Source organism: Pseudomonas sp. DWP3-1-3b3, from assembly GCF_049896305.1.
In the GTDB taxonomy this organism is placed as follows: domain Bacteria; phylum Pseudomonadota; class Gammaproteobacteria; order Pseudomonadales; family Pseudomonadaceae; genus Aquipseudomonas; species Aquipseudomonas azotoformans_A.
On record NZ_JAFCUA010000002.1, the window covers coordinates 536,485 to 554,012 of the forward strand.

The 17,528-nt window shown below is 60.9% G+C and carries 12 protein-coding genes; 6 read left to right on the top strand and 6 right to left on the bottom strand.

The features are described 5' to 3' along the window. Nucleotides 1–40 precede the first annotated feature (40 nt). The gene (locus ACP7BX_RS08875; RefSeq protein ID WP_426127041.1) at nt 41–940 is read left to right on the top strand and encodes a D-hexose-6-phosphate mutarotase; all 900 of its coding nucleotides are present in this window, start codon (nt 41–43) and stop codon (nt 938–940) included. A 200-nt stretch (nt 941–1,140) separates the two neighbouring features. Continuing rightward, nucleotides 1,141–6,708 carry a hypothetical protein gene (locus tag ACP7BX_RS08880; RefSeq protein WP_426127039.1) on the top strand — a complete coding sequence of 1,856 codons (5,568 nt, stop codon included), beginning with the start codon at nt 1,141–1,143 and terminating at the stop codon, nt 6,706–6,708. Here ACP7BX_RS08880 and ACP7BX_RS08885 read toward each other — a convergent pair. The 5 genes from ACP7BX_RS08885 to ACP7BX_RS08905 all read right to left on the bottom strand — a co-directional run bounded on the left by ACP7BX_RS08885 (nt 6,705) and on the right by ACP7BX_RS08905 (nt 10,381). Beyond that, entirely contained in the window at nt 6,705–7,241 is a 537-nt protein-coding gene (locus ACP7BX_RS08885; RefSeq protein WP_426127037.1) for a DUF3299 domain-containing protein, read from the bottom strand. The two genes, ACP7BX_RS08880 and ACP7BX_RS08885, sit on opposite strands and share 4 nt — an antisense overlap. Nucleotides 7,242–7,318: 77 nt before the next feature. After that, nucleotides 7,319–7,564: a GlsB/YeaQ/YmgE family stress response membrane protein gene (locus tag ACP7BX_RS08890; protein ID WP_016978642.1), complete on the bottom strand. Its 246-nt coding sequence runs from the start codon at nt 7,562–7,564 to the stop codon at nt 7,319–7,321. Between the two features lie 104 nt (nt 7,565–7,668). Next, the gene (locus ACP7BX_RS08895; protein WP_426127035.1) at nt 7,669–8,754 is read right to left on the bottom strand and encodes a 5-(carboxyamino)imidazole ribonucleotide synthase; all 1,086 of its coding nucleotides are present in this window, start codon (nt 8,752–8,754) and stop codon (nt 7,669–7,671) included. An 11-nt stretch (nt 8,755–8,765) separates the two neighbouring features. After that, entirely contained in the window at nt 8,766–9,257 is a 492-nt protein-coding gene (gene purE, locus ACP7BX_RS08900) for a 5-(carboxyamino)imidazole ribonucleotide mutase (RefSeq protein ID WP_003176980.1), read from the bottom strand. Nucleotides 9,258–9,460: 203 nt separating this feature from the next. Beyond that, the gene (locus ACP7BX_RS08905) at nt 9,461–10,381 is read right to left on the bottom strand and encodes a LysR substrate-binding domain-containing protein (RefSeq protein WP_033897266.1); all 921 of its coding nucleotides are present in this window, start codon (nt 10,379–10,381) and stop codon (nt 9,461–9,463) included. A gap of 182 nt (nt 10,382–10,563) precedes the next feature. Here ACP7BX_RS08905 and aspA point away from each other — a divergent pair, with 182 nt between their 5' ends. The 4 genes from aspA to ACP7BX_RS08925 all read left to right on the top strand — a co-directional run bounded on the left by aspA (nt 10,564) and on the right by ACP7BX_RS08925 (nt 17,377). Then, a complete protein-coding gene (gene aspA / locus ACP7BX_RS08910; protein ID WP_028618519.1) occupies nt 10,564–11,988 on the top strand; it encodes an aspartate ammonia-lyase in 1,425 nt (474 codons plus the stop codon). Between the two features lie 380 nt (nt 11,989–12,368). After that, nucleotides 12,369–13,814 carry an alanine/glycine:cation symporter family protein gene (locus tag ACP7BX_RS08915; RefSeq protein ID WP_426127033.1) on the top strand — a complete coding sequence of 482 codons (1,446 nt, stop codon included), beginning with the start codon at nt 12,369–12,371 and terminating at the stop codon, nt 13,812–13,814. 78 nt (nt 13,815–13,892) lie between these two features. Then, nucleotides 13,893–14,870, top strand: a complete 978-nt coding sequence (locus tag ACP7BX_RS08920; protein WP_426127031.1) for an asparaginase — start codon at nt 13,893–13,895, stop codon at nt 14,868–14,870. 110 nt (nt 14,871–14,980) lie between these two features. Next, nucleotides 14,981–17,377: a dermonecrotic toxin domain-containing protein gene (locus tag ACP7BX_RS08925; protein ID WP_426127029.1), complete on the top strand. Its 2,397-nt coding sequence runs from the start codon at nt 14,981–14,983 to the stop codon at nt 17,375–17,377. Here the strand turns inward: ACP7BX_RS08925 and ACP7BX_RS08930 are convergent. Then, nucleotides 17,374–17,520 carry a hypothetical protein gene (locus ACP7BX_RS08930; RefSeq protein ID WP_426160574.1) on the bottom strand — a complete coding sequence of 49 codons (147 nt, stop codon included), beginning with the start codon at nt 17,518–17,520 and terminating at the stop codon, nt 17,374–17,376. The two genes, ACP7BX_RS08925 and ACP7BX_RS08930, sit on opposite strands and share 4 nt — an antisense overlap. Nucleotides 17,521–17,528: the final 8 nt, after the last annotated feature.

Sequence of the window (17,528 nt, forward strand, 5' to 3'; positions counted from 1 at the left end):
GGTCAATTGCCCCATTGCCTGCCACCAAGAGTGCTTTGTTATGCCGACGCCCCACGTTGAAACCGTGAAAATCGACGAGCTGGATTGCTGGCGTATTCGCCACAACGGCGCCGAACTGATGGTGGCCCAGCAGGGCGCGCATATCTTCAGTTACGGACGCGATGGCGAACAGCCGCTGATCTGGCCGAACCCTAACGCGGTCTTCAAGCAAGGCAAAGGCATTCGTACCGGTGTGCCGGTGTGCTGGCCATGGTTTGGTGTGTTTGAGCGCAACCCGCAGAGCGTCAAGGCGATGCGCCAGAGCGAGCAGCCCGCCGGCGCCCACGGTTTCGTGCGTACCGCGTTGTGGGAATTGGCCGCGACCGAGCTTGAAGGTGACGCGCTACGCGTGGATCTGGTACTGCCGGTGCCGGCAGGCGGGTTTCCTGGCTGGCCCCATCCGGTTGACCTGACACTGAGCCTGCTGCTGGATGAGCAACTGCATATCCGCCTGACCAGCCACAACCGTGGCACCGGTACCGTAACCCTCAGCCAGGCGCTGCACACCTACTTCGCCGTCAGCGATGTGCGCAACGTGCAGGTCGAAGGGCTGGACGGGCATGCCTATCTCGATACCGCAGACAATTGGGCCGAGAAGACACAATCCGGCCTGCTGCACTTCACGGCCGAGACCGATCGAATTTACCTCGACACGCCGTCACAGCTGAACATCGTCGACAAAGACTGGCAGCGCCGCATTCAGCTCACTGCCGAGGGTTCGAAGTCGACGGTGATCTGGAACCCCTGGACCGAACGCGCCAAGGCGTTTGACGACATGGCCGATGATGGCTGGCCAGGCATGCTGTGCATCGAGACGGCGAATGTGCTGGATGATGTGGTGGTGTTGGCCCCGGGGCAAAGCCACACGCTGGCGGTCAGTATCACTGCAGCCCCGTTGTAATCTTTCTGACGGGCACCCCGTTGATGGATGCAGGTCCGGCGCACTGCCCTTTAGTGCGGCGGATCGCTGCATCATTTATGTAGAGCCTCAAGTCTAATCAGCCTCGTTATGGTGCAAAAAACGCATCTGACAAAGGCCCCTCAATGATTCCTTCTCCCCTGGAAGTAACGCAACAGCCTCCCTCCCACGTGGCCCAACTCATGGTCAAGTGGAACGACGCAGTAACAGAGATCCTCCGCGCCCAACCTTCATTGACCTTTTGCGCCAATCAGCTCGTCCTGGAGGCGCTCGCCAAATCCCTTGATAAGCACCCCACCGAACACCTTTACCTGAAAAATCCTGAGGACTCCCTGATTGATGCGCCCAGCGCGAACGACAGGACGCTGAAAACCCTGGCGCAGGACGCGCTCCATCAATGTCGGATTCCGGCGTATTACCACCAGCGCAGTGACTTCTATCTCTATAAAAACGGCGCATTCCTGCGACTGGGTGACGCAGGCCAGATAGCAATCAGAACCCTGATGAATCAGTTGCTGGGGGTTGAGTACTACCTCAATGACCTCAATCACTTCTGGAGTGCCAGTCACAGCGCAACCCAACAATCCCGCAGTACCTATATCGCTCAAGCCCTCGCGCTTCTGATCCAGTGCGAGGCGTCATTGCGATTCGAAACGGCGTCCCTTGACCCCGCCAGTGTCGCGTTGGTCCGGCAACTGGGCACAGCCGCCCTGCCCGGCACCCTGAACATCTTTCACCTCAACCTGCAAGACACCACAGGACCCGACGAACTGGCGCTGATCGGTGCGTTCGCCCTGTGCACCTGGCCACTGGATGAACACCGAACCTCCAACCCCACGGTGCTCTACCTGCCGAGGCAAGGCCTGATCGGGTTCACCAGTCCCACGGCGCTGAAGACACATATCACCCGGTTGTTTAAAACAGAGCCTGGGCGTGAACAGCTGCTGGTCAGCCTTGCTCATCGCCACCACCCGGCGTTTACAAGCCTGGCGCCACGGGCCAACAGAGATGCGCGGGTCAATCTGATGCCGGTCACCGGTGTTGAGCATTTTTTCCACCATCAAGTTGGCCTGTTGCTCAGCAAGCAGCGCCAGGATATCGAGTACCACTGGGCCACTCATCGCGACGCCCCGGAGGGCGTGGTGAAAAAAATCGACCAGGCGGCCAGCCTGTTTGCACTGCTGGATTTCAGCCGGTCCATCACGCAGCATGCCCGGCCGCTCTTGATCACCCGCGCACAACAAAGGGGGGCGGCGGTTACGGCCCAGCAGCAGTTGATGCAAACACAGGCCGACCGACTGATTGACTTCCCTGGCCTGCTGGCCCAGTTGAACAGCCTCCAGGCGCGGGCCAGGCAGCAACCGCTGACAGAAGAGTTCTTTGCACCTCATCGCCAATCACCACTGTTCAAGGCATGCGCGCGGGCTGTGGAGGTCTTGAACAAACTCAAGGATGACAGCGACTTCGCAGACTGGATGCGCCAACGATCCAGCCCAGCCGAGATCGACTGGTCGCCCTTGCGGGTATTGGAAAAGCTCGTCAATAACCAGCCAGCGCTGGCGGACTCGCCGCTGACCCGCTTTACCGTTCAGGGCGTGCTGCTACCCCTGAGCACGGTGCCGATCTATTGGCGCAACGATGTCAACGTCTTGATAGCGGCGCGACGGGACGTCGGTGACGGCATTCGCGCAGACGGCACCGTTCGGCTTGATCTTGCACTCAAGTTCTATGCAGTTCCCATCGCAGCGGATAATCCGCTGCAACAGATGATTGAGCGACTTCAGGAACACGCCGCCTCACTGTCGCTGGACCTGAGTGTAGGCGAACTGCCTTTTGATCAGCTCATGGATGAACAAGACGATGCCAACCTGCAACGACGGATCAACCAGCAACTCATCACTGGCAACGGTTCGATATTCAAGCAGTTGACCCTGCACTTTCTGACACCCCAACGCGAAGCCCAGGCGCTGAAGACCCCCACAGTCGTGCTCGAACAGTGGTTCAAGACGCGTCAATGCCTTGAGTTCGCCAACCAATTGGTCAGAGCATTGGACTGGTATACCGCCGAGGGTGAGAACCCACCGGAGAAAGTGCTGCGCAACCTGGTCTGGCGCACGCTTTGGCTGAATTTTGAACGCCCAAAAGGCAAAGCTCGCACGACCGTCGCCGGAGAAGAAATAGCCACCCCCCTGCACTGGGGCTACAACTACAGCTACATTCATCGACAACTTGAGCAGTCCCTGAGCCACAACTGCCAGCTCACTCCTGGCGGCATCCAATTGGCCAAGCGCCTGCTGCAACAGGCTTCCGCCTCGGAGGTTTGGGTAAGGGACATTCCTGACGACCTGCATTACGCCAGCTCTATCGCCTGGGTGAATTTCAAGGCAGCCGTGGCGCTTGCGCACGCCATTACACCCGGCTCGGCTCAACACATGACCTTCCCACAACTGCTCGGGTTACTGGCCACAACAAGCGAGAGCGCCACGCCCGAGCAAACACTGGTGATCGCGCTGGCCCGGCTGGAGCCCACGCTGGAGTGGGCCAAAGCCAACGGCGTACTGCCTAGCGCAAGCAATGAATACACACCTGAACAAGCCCAATTGGCCGTAGAGGCGTTGGAGCAGCACGAGCAGGAGATAACCCAGGCCACGGCAACCATTTCCCAAGCCCCCCCTGGCCGCTGGCGTTTCACCACGGACGCAGCGTTCGAACAAGGCTTCAATGATTACCTGAGCGGCGCCAAATCAGCCTACCAAACCTTTATCCGAGCATTGCTGCCCAACCTGCCACTGCCTGACCGCAGCGCGATCGAAAACGGCGAGGTCACGCTGTACGCCCTGCGCCAGGAACTGCAACACGTGACGGTTGAGCGCGAAACCCCACAGAACATCGCGGCCGCACGGGGACGTCACGGCTTTATCATCCAGGCCCGGGATAAGCACCGCACCACCTACTATGAGGTGTTCCCTCGCGCGGCAGTGATCCGTGCGCGTCCAGACATTCAAACGCTGACGGTCAATGGCAAGGTTGTCGTGGAATCCACCGGCGGCTCAAGCCGCTCGGGCAAGGCAGCCTTTCGCCGCGCAACGTCTATGCCGTTCGATTGGGCCGCGTATCAACAGGGCCAGCGCCCGCGCGAAACGGTGTCCAGCCTGTTGATTGCCGAGCCCATCGGTCAGGTGTTGCCCGCCACTGCGCCAGCCCCTTCGGAGTACCTGCGGGCCGCACAAACATTGACTTCGGCGCGCAGTCGACAACTGGCAGCCATCGTTGCCGATGCGCTGTTTCACACGGACGAGTCCCAGCTCAAATTGGCCGCTGAACGCAACACCTCAGCGCTTGAGGCGGCACACGAAACCATTAACGACTTCAGCTTCTACGCCAAGATGCTGGTGCCTTTCTGGGGCGGGATAGAGGACATCGCCTCGGGCGACCCACAACGCGTGGAAAGCGGCGCGTTGTCGCTCTTCACCGACGTGCTCTCCTTCGCCGCCCCCATCGGTAAGTACGTTGGCGGTTCGACGCGCCTAGTTGCACAAGCCGGGAGGATCAGTTTTCAGGCGGCGCTGCCGAGGTTCGCGGCACTCACCAAAACGTTTTTGCTGACCTCCCTCAAAGAACTCAACCCGCTGGAAGCCGTACCGTCCTTGCTCAAGATCGGCGGCTTGAGTGCGCTGCGGCTCAGCGTTGCGGCTGCGCGCCAGGTGGACGCAGGCCTGGCGTTGTTCAGGAAGACCCTCGTCAAACCATCGTTCATGCCCTCTGGCCGAACGCTACAGTCGGTCGACCCGCAAACCTGGAAACCCCTTGAGACGCAGGACAGTCTGTTTACCGTAGAAGGCATCGACCATGTGCCCATGCGCAGCGTCGGCACCGACCTGTTGCCGGAGTACCGCCTGATCGATCCGCTGACCAACCAAGCGTTCGGGCCGCGGTACATCCCGTTTGGCGAAGAGGGCCTGCAACGTATCCCGGATCTCGACGGCTACATCGCGCACGTTCCGTATGAACAGAGCGCGGAATTCAGCCGCCGGGCCAACGGTGTCTACGATGGCAAGAATCAGCAGAGTTATGTCCGTTCCCGCGGCCAATGGTATGGGGTCGAAACGCGCCACGGCCTCGCAGGCGACACAGAGTTCTATATCGTTCACCCGCACAACAAGACACGTCCTGCGCACCGCATCGTCAACAAGGACGGAGTGTGGACGCCGGTCGGCGAAAGTGGGCATGCGGGGGGGAAAAGGCTGGAGGAGCTTAAAAAAGCCAAAGCTGAACGGGATGCGCGCTATCAACAAGCATACGAGACAATGGACACCGCGACACGACTGCTGGATCAGGCCACCCAATCGACCGAATTCAATACGATAAACCTGCTGTTCGACAAATCGTTCCTACACCAGGAAGCCGTCCAGGAACTGGGCCTGGTACACGCAAGGCACACCGAGTTGCGAATCTTCGACCCCAAGGATTTCGCCACGACACCGGACTTTGGCAGATCACGGTTGAGCGATGCCATTGATGTGGCAAACAACCTCAGGCCGCGTTATGCGGCAGTCGTTGATGATCTGGAAGGCTATCTGGAGGCTCAGCAAAAAAGCCTTCATCGGGTGAAAGAGACTGGCGCATTCCAGGGGCAAGACACACTCACCCTTAAACCGCTCTACGACTTTCTCGACGCTAAACGCAGCGCCGTTAACACCATTATTGAACAGACCAAGGCGTTGAAGTCTTTACTGGACGCCGAACTGGAACGGATGCTGGACACCCTGGAAAAACTCCCAGCGGCGAAAGCCGGACCATCGCCCGTCACCCCGCCTGCGCCTGGCACGTCGAAACTGTCCACCCAACCTACGCCGAAAAATCGTATTCCCATACTGATCGCCGGCGACCGGCCCCGCACCACTAAAACCGTGCTTGCCAAACCCAGGACCGAGAACAGCGACGTTGCCGACATCCTCGACAGCGAGGATCAGCGCATCGCCACCTATATCAAGTCTGGCGAGGACAAGCTCTGGATCAAGTCGACCATTCAGGTTAAAGAGCCCAGTGCACCAGCCTCTTCCAACCAGACGAACCTGACTCAGGAGCTGAACGCCGCCGCCAAGAAAATGCAGGACGTGCTAGAGGAACAGGATGACCTCATCGTGTTTTACAGGAACAAAGCGTCGGCCGAACCCGCGGGTGTCGAAGACCGTATCAGGCTGGGCGCAGCCAAGCTCAATCAAGGCGCCGATGACCTTGAGGCAGCCTGCACCACCGTCATCAATGAGACAGCTCGACAGGGTCTACTGGCGCAAGTACGGCATTTTAGGGAACACGCGACCCGCTTGAACACAATGGCCAAACTGCTGCGTCTGGACCTCGTTATCAAGCAAGCGCCCGATGCCAATGCCCTGGAGTTCTTGCACAGCCAGCCCGGGGTTCTAAGCACCCGCAAAACCCTTGACCGGGTCGCCGGCACCCGACAATCAAAAAAACCTGGTACCGAAAAATGGATCAAGGTTCCGGACTTTCTGGATGAGTTCGAGATCCATGCCAAAGGCAAGTTGTGGGCCTACGCGCACCTGCACTATGAGCAGGCGTCCCATAGCGTCCCTGCCAAATCCCATCTCAAGACGCCGGCACAGCGGGCGTTAGGGGCAACCGCCCAAGTCGAGGCCGCTCGCCAGGGCCGACGATTGGATATTCATCGCGCAGAGATCTATTGGCCACAAGCCAAGCGGGTGTTTTATCCCGATGCAGGGCGTTAAAGATCCGACTCCTTGACCACCCGTACCTTGCCGGCATCCAACGCGTAGGCGGCGTCCGCCAGGTCGTTGTTGACCTTTTCGACCTTGAGGGTGCCGGTCACCCACAGCGGCGTGTAGATATCGTCCAGCTGCAAGCCCTTGGGGTAGCGCACCAGCACCAGCTGATTGGGCGGCGGCGGCGGCACGTGGATGCACGCGCCTGGGTACGGCACGAGGAAGAACAAGGTGCTGCGACCCTTGGCGTCGGTTTCCAACGGCACCGGGTAACCGCCGATACGGATGTTCTTGCCATTCATGGCTGCGACGGTCTTGGTCGAATACATCACCGCCGGCAACCCCTTGCTCTGCTTCAAGCCACCTTTATCGGTAAAGGTGCCCTGGGCTTCGGGGGAGTTGTGGTCGATCTCGGGCATGGCTTCGAGGGCTTTCTGGTCGGAAAGCGGCATCAGGTCGAGCCAGTCGGTTTCCGGCAGTTCACCGGCGTGCGCCAGGCCAGGGCCCAGCAAAAGGAACATCAACAAAAGACGGCGCATGGAGAAGCTCGGCAAGTACAGGTGCCGAGCATTCTAGCCCCCTGCGCCTGCGCAGCGCAGAGGACTTTGTCGGCAGATTACTTCTTTTTGATCAGGCCGTAGATCACCAACAGGATGATCGCGCCAACCAGGGCACCGATGAAGCCTGCACCTTGGCCTGCCTGGTAGATACCCAGCGCCTGACCACCGTAGGTCGCGGCCAGGGAGCCGGCGATACCCAGCAGGATGGTCATGATCCAACCCATGCTGTCGTCGCCTGGTTTCAGGAAACGCGCCAGCAGGCCGACGATCAAGCCGATAAAGATGGTTCCGATGATACCCATGGCATTTCCCTCTGATTGAAGTGAGCTATGCCAAAGCCTAGTCAGGCTTTGGCATCCTGCAATCAGAGAGACGACGGTCACCAATGGTTCCCGTCGGACTTACCTTATTGCTCGGCGATCAGCGCTTCAACCTTGAGGATCTGCGCTTCCAATGTCGCGCGGTCCTTGCAGCGCAGGTTGGCGTGGCCGACCTTGCGCCCAGCCTTGAAGGCCTTGCCATAGTGATGCAGGTGGCAGTCATCGATGGCGATGACTTTTTCCACCGCCGGCACCGTGCCGATGAAATTGAGCATGGCGCTCTCGCCGACCTTGGCGGTGGAGCCCAATGGCAAGCCCGCGACCGCCCGCAGGTGGTTTTCGAACTGGCTGCACTCGGCGCCTTCGGTGGTCCAGTGCCCGGAGTTGTGCACGCGCGGGGCGATTTCGTTGGCCTTGAGGCCACCGTCGACTTCAAAGAACTCGAACGCCATCACGCCGACGTAATCCAGTTGCTTGAGCACACGGCTGGAATAATCTTCCGCCAGGGCCTGCAACGGGTGATCGGTACTGGCGACCGACAACTTGAGGATGCCGCTGTCGTGGGTGTTGTGCACCAACGGGTAGAAGCGGGTTTCGCCATCACGGGCACGCACGGCGATCAGCGAGACTTCGCCGGTGAACGGCACGAAGCCTTCCAGCAGGCAAGACACGCTGCCCAGCTCGGCAAAAGTGCCGACCACATCAGCGGCCGTGCGCAGGACTTTCTGGCCCTTGCCGTCGTAGCCCAGGGTGCGGGTTTTCAGCACAGCCGGCAGGCCGATGCTGGCGACGGCAGCGTCCAGGTCCGCCTGGGACTGGATGTCGGCGAAGGCCGGGGTGGGAATGCCCAGGTCCTTGAACATGCTTTTTTCGAACCAGCGGTCACGGGCGATGCGCAAGGCTTCGGCGCTCGGGTACACCGGCACGAACTGCGACAGGAACGCCACGGTTTCGGCCGGCACGCTTTCGAACTCGAAGGTTACCAGGTCGACTTCATCCGCCAGTTGGCGCAGGTGGTCCGGGTCACTGTAGTCAGCGCGCAGATGTTCACCCAACGCGGCTGCGCAAGCGTCCGGCGCCGGGTCCAGGAAAGCGAAGTTCATCCCCAGCGGGGTTCCCGCCAAGGCCAGCATGCGACCCAGTTGGCCGCCACCGATTACACCGATTTTCATCGTCAACAACCTCAGGCGATGCGTGGGTCTGGATTGTCCAGCACGCTGTCTGTCTGCTCAGCACGGAATTTTTTCAGCACCGCATGAAACTGCGGGTGCTTGGCGCCCAGGATGCTGGCGGACAGCAGGGCGGCGTTGATTGCGCCGGCCTTGCCGATCGCCAGGGTCGCCACCGGAATGCCGGCTGGCATCTGCACGATGGACAGCAGCGAATCCACGCCCGAGAGCATCGCCGACTGCACCGGCACGCCGAGCACCGGCAGGTGGGTCTTGGCCGCACACATGCCTGGCAAGTGCGCTGCACCGCCGGCACCGGCGATGATCACCTCGATGCCACGGGATTCTGCTTCATCGGCATACTGGAACAGCAAATCCGGGGTGCGGTGGGCAGAGACCACTTTCACTTCATACGGAATGCCGAGTTTTTCCAGCATATCGGCGGTGTGGCTAAGGGTGGACCAATCGGACTTGGAGCCCATGATCACGCCAACCAATGCACTCATCGTCGTGCCTCTTCTCTCTGGGCGCCCGCAGGCGCGTCAAAAAACAACAAGCCACGCGGGAAATCCGGCGTGGCTTGTTGTACGAATTAAGGCCGGTTGGACCGGCCGAAGGCCGCGCAGTATACCGTAATAATCGAGATAAACAGCCCCTTGGATGACCATCTGTCTAGCGGTGCAAACCGGCGGTTTTATTGACTCTGAGGTCAGCGATCCCCCGCCGGATTCTGCGCTGCTCCACCTTCCAGTTTTCGCCACAGCAACCGCACATTCGCCTTACGGACCAAGGCACAGCGATACAGGCGGATTTCCAGCGGCACATGCCATTGCGGCCCGCCGCACACCACCAACTCACCTCGGGCCAACTCCGCCCGCACGCTCAGTTGCGGCACCCAGGCGATACCCAAGCCTTCCAGAGCCATGCTCTTGAGGCTGTCAGCCATGGCGGTTTCATACACCGTGGTAAAGCGCAGTGCACGTTGACGCAACAGCAAGTGCACGGAGCGGCCGAGAAAAGCACCCGCGCTGTAGGCCAAAAGCGGCACGCTGCCCTCGCCTTCCAGGTCAAACAACGGCTTGCCATCGGCATCCGCCGCACACACCGGGAGCATTTCGGTGTTGCCCAAGTGCAGGGAGGGGAAGATTTCCGAGTCCATCTGCATCGCCGCATCCGGGTCGTAGAATGCCAGCATCAAGTCGCAACCGCCCTCGCGCAGGGCATGCACCGCGTCGCCGACGTTGGTGGCGACCAGCCGCGTGGCGATGTTCAGGCCTTCGTTGCGCAACTGCGCAATCCAGCGCGGGAAGAAGCCCAACGCCAGGGAGTGGGCCGCCGCCACTTGCATGACTTCACCCTGCCCGCCTTCCAGATGATGCAAATGGCGCAGCACTTCACCGAGCTGTTCAACCACCGTGCGCGCGGTCACCAGAAACAACTGCCCCGCCGCCGTGAGTTCCACGGGTGTGCGCGAGCGGTTGACCAGCGTCAGCCCCAACGCCGCTTCCAGGCTGCGGATACGTCGGCTGAACGCCGGCTGGGTCACAAAGCGTCGTTCCGCCGCCTGGGAAAAGCTGCGGGTGGCCGCCAAGGCGCTGAAGTCTTCCAGCCATTTGCTCTCAAGGTTCATCACTTCCTCCCACGGGTACGCACCATTTTGGCACACACGCCCGTCATCATAGCCGGGTCACACCTGCATTATGCCGTTTGTGCATAGGCCAGTGTTTAACAGCATTGGCCCAAAAACTTCCACAAGCCTAGCATTCGCAGCGTTCCGGCCAGTTCCGGGTCCCTATCGAGATGATTTCCGTCATGTCCTCTGCTGCATCATTCCGTACCGAAAAAGACCTGCTTGGCGTACTCGAAGTACCGGCTCAAGCGTATTACGGCATCCAGACCCTGCGAGCGGTGAACAACTTCCGTCTCTCGGGCGTTCCGATTTCGCATTACCCGAAATTGGTGGTCGGTCTGGCAATGGTCAAGCAAGCGGCGGCTGACGCCAACCGCGAGCTGGGTCAGCTCAGCGAAGCCAAGCACGCTGCCATCAGCGAAGCCTGTGCACGTCTGATCCGCGGCGATTTCCACGAAGAGTTCGTGGTGGACATGATTCAAGGCGGCGCTGGCACTTCAACCAACATGAATGCCAACGAAGTCATCGCCAACATCGCGTTGGAGGCCATGGGCCACAACAAGGGCGAGTACCAGTACCTGCACCCGAACAACGACGTGAACATGGCGCAGTCGACCAACGACGCCTACCCGACCGCGATCCGCCTGGGTCTGCTGCTGGGCCATGACGCGCTGCTGGCCAGCCTTGACAGCCTGATCCAGGCCTTCGCCGCCAAAGGCGTCGAGTTCGGCCATGTGCTGAAAATGGGCCGCACCCAATTGCAAGACGCCGTGCCGATGACCCTCGGCCAGGAATTCCGCGCCTTCGCCACCACCCTGAGCGAAGACCTGGCCCGCCTGAAAACCCTGGCGCCAGAGCTGTTGACCGAAGTGAACCTGGGCGGCACCGCCATCGGCACCGGCATCAACGCCGACCCGCGCTATCAGGCCCTGGCCGTGCAACGCCTGGCCACCATCAGCGGCCAGCCACTGGTGCCGGCAGCCGACCTGATCGAAGCCACCTCCGACATGGGCGCCTTCGTGCTGTTCTCCGGCATGCTCAAGCGTACCGCCGTAAAGCTGTCGAAGATCTGCAACGACCTGCGCCTGCTGTCCAGCGGCCCACGTACCGGGATCAACGAGATCAACCTGCCGGCCCGTCAGCCAGGCAGCTCGATCATGCCCGGCAAGGTTAACCCGGTGATCCCGGAAGCCGTGAACCAGGTGGCATTCCAAGTGATCGGCAACGACCTGGCCCTGACCATGGCAGCCGAAGGCGGCCAACTGCAACTGAACGTGATGGAGCCGCTGATCGCTTTCAAGATCTTCGACTCGATCCGCCTGCTGCAACGCGCCATGGACATGTTGCGCGAGCACTGCATCGTCGGCATCACCGCCAACGAAGCGCGCTGCCGCGAACTGGTCGAGCACTCCATCGGCCTGGTCACCGCGTTGAACCCGTACATCGGCTATGAAAACGCCACCCGCATCGCCCGTATCGCTCTTGAAAGCGGCCGTGGCGTGCTGGAATTGGTGCGTGAAGAAGGCTTGCTCGACGACGCCATGCTCGACGACATCCTGCGCCCCGAAAACATGATTGCCCCACGCTTGGTTCCCCTGAAGGCCTAAGCGTTTGTTGCACCGCTCACCAGGTTGAGGGACTAGACACCTCTCACCTTTTGAGGGCCTGAAGGCTCGTTCTTCAGGCCCTTTTTTTTGCCTCAAGGTTGTGAAATGACGCCCATAAAAAATCCAATATCGCCCTGCAAGCCCACCGCCCTGCTGAAACCTTTAATCGCCCCGTGCAGACGGATCACGCGCTCCTAGGTATAGTGCCGCCCCTCTTCGCGTCTGCGGCCGTCGGTAACGAGGCCCGGATACAGCGCGAAACCGCATGAATAACAACCCGCAAAAGGATTGGGGTCGAACTGCCGCGCACTGCCTGGTGCCATGCGGCGTGGTCGGACCGTCCTGCGTTTGCCATTAGAAAAATCAGCGAGGAACACTCCATGCTCGAAGTCATCAACGACTTCCTCTCAGGGAAAGTACTGATCGTGCTCATTGTCGGGCTCGGCGGTTATTTCACGATTCGCTCGCGTTTCGTTCAACTGCGTCACTTTTTCCACATGTTCTCGGTGTTCAAAGACAGCCTGAAAAGCAGCTCCGACCAACTCAGCTCGTTCCAGGCGCTGATGCTCAGCCTGGCTGGCCGCGTGGGTGCCGGTAACATCGCCGGCGTCGGCATTGCCGTGACCCTGGGTGGCCCCGGTGCCGTGTTCTGGATGTGGGTCACCGCGTTGGTGGGCATGTCGTCGAGCTTCATCGAGTGCTCCCTCGGCCAGTTGTACAAACGCACTGATGCCGAAGGCACCTACCGTGGTGGCCCGGCGTATTACATCCAGCACGGCTTGCAGAAGCGCTGGCTGGGTATGGTCATGGCCTTCCTGTTGCTGGTGACCTTCGGTTTTGCCTTCAACGGCCTGCAAGCCCACGCCGTGACCCACTCGCTGAACAACGCCTTTGGCCTGGACACCACCTACACCGGCCTCGCGCTGGCTGTGCTGTTGGGCCTGGTGTTCATCGGCGGGATCAAGCGTATTGCTTCGATTGCCGACCTGCTGGTGCCAGTCAAGACCCTGGTCTACATCGCCGTGACCCTGTACGTGATCGTGCTGCAATTCGACCACGTTCCGGCCATGCTCGCGACCATCGTCAAGAGCGCTTTCGGCCTCGACCAAGCCTTCGGTGGCCTGGTGGGCAGTGCGATCATCATGGGCGTGAAGCGCGGCGTGTTCGCCAACGAAGCAGGTTTAGGCAGTGCGCCTAACGTGGCGGCGGTGGCTTCCGTAGAGCACCCGATTGCCCAGGGCGTGGTCCAGGCGTTCAGCGTGTTCCTCGACACCTTCGTGATCTGCACCTGCACCGCGCTGCTGATCCTGCTCTCCGGTTTCTACACCCCAGGCTTTGAAGGCGACGGCATTGCCCTGACCCAGAACTCCCTGGCCGCTGTAGTGGGCGACTGGGGCCGCATGTTCATCTCCGTGGCCCTGGCGTTGTTCGTGTTCACCTCGATCATGTACAACTACTACCTCGGCGAGAGCAACCTGCGCTTCCTGGTGGGCAACAACCGCAAGGTGCTGATGGGCTACCGCGCGCTGGTGCTGGTGCTGATTTTCTGGGGTTCCATCGAGAACCTGAGCACCGTGTTCGCCTTCGCAGACATCACCATGACCATGCTCGCGTTCGTCAACCTGTTCGCCCTGGCGTTCCTGTTCAAGATCGCCATGCGCATCCTGAATGACTACGACAACCAGCGCGCGGCGGGTATCAAGACGCCAGTGTTCGACTCCAGCCGGTTCCCTGACCTGGACCTGGACCGCAAGGCCTGGCCGGCCAATCCGGTAAAACCGGATGCCGCTACTTCGGCTGAGCTGAACGCCCAAGTACAACGCTAAAACATCGATAGATGACACGCCGCCCGGCCTTGGGCATGCTCTGGGCCCGGCGGCGTTTTTCGTTCAGGAGATTTCTCGATGCAACCAGCTCACAACGTGATGGTGCTCTACACCGGCGGCACCATCGGCATGCAGGCCAGCGCCAACGGCCTGGCCCCCGCGTCCGGCTTTGAAGCCCGCATGCGCGAACAGCTCGCCGGTCAGCCTTTGCCCGCCTGGCGCTTCCAGGAAATGGCCCCGCTGATCGACAGCGCCAACATGGCCCCCGCCTATTGGCAGCGCCTGCGCATCGCCGTGATCGACGCAGTGGACCAAGGCTGCGACGGCGTGCTGATCCTGCACGGCACCGACACCCTGGCCTACAGCGCGGCAGCCATGTGCTTCCAACTGTTGGGCCTGCCGGCGCCGGTGGTGTTCACCGGTTCCATGCTGCCGGCCGGCGTGCCGGACAGCGATGCGTGGGAAAACGTCAGTGGCGCGTTGCAGGCGTTGGGTGCAGGTCTGGCACCGAGCGTGCACCTGCACTTCCACGGCGCAATGATGGCGCCCACCCGCTGCGCAAAGATCCGCAGCTTCGGCCGCAACCCGTTCGCCGCGCTGAACCGCCAGGGCGGCGCTGACCCTGCCGATGCCATTCCACTCGCCCTGGATTACCGCCAGCCCAAAGCCCTGGCTAACGTCGGCGTACTGCCATTGGTGCCGGGCATCGGCGCGGCCCAACTGGACGCGGTGATCGGCAGCGGCATCCAGGCGCTGATCGTCGAATGCTTCGGCAGCGGCACCGGGCCGAGCGACAACCCGCAATTCCTCGCCAGCCTGCAACAGGCGCACGACAAAGGGATTGTGGTCGTGGCCATCACCCAATGCCATGAAGGCGGCGTTGAGTTGGATGTCTACGAGGCCGGTAGCCGCCTGCGTGGCGTCGGCGTGCTGTCCGGTGGCGGCATGACCCGTGAAGCGGCATTCGGCAAGCTCAACGCGCTGCTGGGCGCCGGGCTCGACAGCCAGCAAGTGCGCCGCCTTGTGGAGCTGGACCTGTGCGGCGAACTGAGCTGAACAGCCACCTTACATAAGCACCACCGCGCCTGAGCCAAGGCTTCCTAGCATGGCAACGCTCCAGGTTTCCCCTGAGGCCGTTGCCATTCTTTTGCCTGCCAGGACGCGCCATGACCCTTACTCCGTCAACCTATTCCCATCAAAACCTCACCGATACGCTCATCACGCAAATGTCCACCGGGCCTGCGTTCCGCGAAGTCGCCGCCACGTTGCTGCGTGAACAGTTACAAGAGCTATACCCGGCTCTGGACATCGACCCGAACGTGACCATGGTGGGCACCCCGATCTGGGACATTGAAGATGGCCACGTCGTACCCGTCGGCCGCCATTACAAGGCACTCACCGACATCCTCGCCGTCCAGGCCGTGCTGGCGGTGCCCGTGCTGTACATCGAAGGTGAACACTTCCTGACCCAACTGCCGATCGTTGAGCCCGCCGTACACTTGCCGGTGCGCATCCTCGACATCACCCGCCTGCTCAATGCGCTGGCACCGTTGATGTTACGCGGTTATCAACAGGCTCAGATGGAGTACTGGAACGCTTCGGAGGCTGACAGCGGCCCGCGCTGGCACGCGCTGTCAAAGACGCTGCGCGACTTCTGGAACCTCGACCAGGCGCCCGGCTTGACCGACGATGATTGCCAACTGGCACACCAGCTATATCGCACGCCGGACTTCGCCCTGCGCAGCGTCGATGACCCCCAGGCCGTCAGGGCCTACGTGATTGATATCGACCAGGTCGACGACAAGGGCAAGACCACCCACCTGGATGAGCACCTGATCAGTGTCTTGACCGGTCAACAAAAGGGTCACGAGGTGGTTCTCACCCACACCCTGCTCGACGGATTCAAGAAACACACCAGCCTGGAACAACTGGGTGAGGATTTGCCGCAGTTGCTAGGCACCGAACTGGGGCCCATAAAAGTGCAGTGGCGCCTGGTGGAGCCCAATGGCGATTTTTTCGACTACCTGGCCTGCGCCTTTATCAGCCTCCAGATCATGGCCATCGGCAGCATCAATTTTTCCGGTTTGCGCGAGCCGGGCGCCTCCCAGCGAAGCCTTATACAACCGCCAGCGCCGCAAGCCACACCCAGTGGCCCGGACTTGCAGCAGTACGTGCAAGCCCTGCCCGACTGGCTGACCGCCGCCTCGGCCTCAGACCAGGATGCCTTCTCGCGCCACCTCAAAGACCTCGCGACCCTGCACAGCTTGAATCGTGGCCGGACTTATCAAGAGGGCATAAGCCCGATCCAGCAATACGCTCTCGACCAGCTAAACGCCGAGATGCTCAAGGACCACCCCACGGCCTCCACAGGGTGGTTGGGCAACCTCGAGATTGTGGTGCGCAGCCCCGTGATCTGGGGCTTATTCCCGGTACCCGGGCAGTTCGACACGTCTATATTCAGCCTGACCGAGCTGGCCCTGCAGAACCTGATCGCCCTGCCTCTGGGCGTCAAGACGCTGCGCCAGCGCAAGCAGGAACAGTTGCCTGACTGGCTGACCCTTGACTACCTGGAAGACTTGATCAGCCGTGTGGACATCGGCAACACCTACCCGACCCTGGTCAAGGAAACACTGCTGGACGATCCCCTGGAGGCCGCGCGCCGCCAGTTGCTCTACACCCAGCACTTGCGCATCCAACTGCCGATGCTGGCACTGCAATGCAAAATCCGCGACGAGGGTGGAATCAATGAACAGGGCTATCGGTATATCACCGCGTTGATGCAGGCTGCCCCCGCCGACCGCCAGGTGGAGGGCCAGATGATTGTCATCCGCCCGCTGGCCTTTGTGCCGAGCCTGCGGCTGGATACGACCCCCGACGTGGTCGCCAATATGTTCGTGATTGGCCCTCAGGACATGGACGCCGGCCCGTGCTTGCTCTACCGTCCGCTGCTCGATAAACCGCTGTCGCAATTTCCGTCGCCGAACAATCTGCTCTATGCCCTGCAACAGTCTGCAAACCTGCGCGACTCGGTACTGGCCTGGCTGCCCGATGCCAACCGCGATGACTACGCTCAGTTCGTGTTCCCCGGTGATCTGCCTTCGCCCTGGGCAGTACTCAAATTCCTGGTGGACAGACCCAATGCCCTGGCAATGAGCGGGCCGGTGAAGTTGAGCCAGAACACCGTGGACGGCGATCTGTTCGCCACGTTGTATAACGCCAATGCCAACGCCTTGGTGACACTGGCTGACCGGAAATCGGTGTCCAATGCCGAGGCACGCTGGGCCACCTTCAAGCGCGTCGGCTGGGCAGCCTTCAACGCCGTCCTGCCGTTTCTCGGGCGCACCGTGGGCACGGCGGCCTGGATCTGGCAGATCATGGATCAACTGCAAAACGTGGTCGACGCCCAGTCCCACCCCGAACAGGAGTCGCCCTGGGCCGCCCTCGCGGACCTGCTGCTGAATATCGGCATGGCCATCACCTTGCATTCTGTCACCCACCGTTCGCCAGGCCAGGCACAAAGAGGCAAGGCTTTACCGCCACCGCCCCCCCAACCGCCCACCTAACTGAAACCGCAGATCGTCAGCAAACTCGCGACGATCAGCTCCGACACGCTGGGCCCCCACGAGCGCCCCTTGCACATCAGCGGCGCGGTCAACCGCACGCCAGTGCGCCTGGCCACCGTGCTGGACAGTTTCAAAGTGACCAAGCCCACCA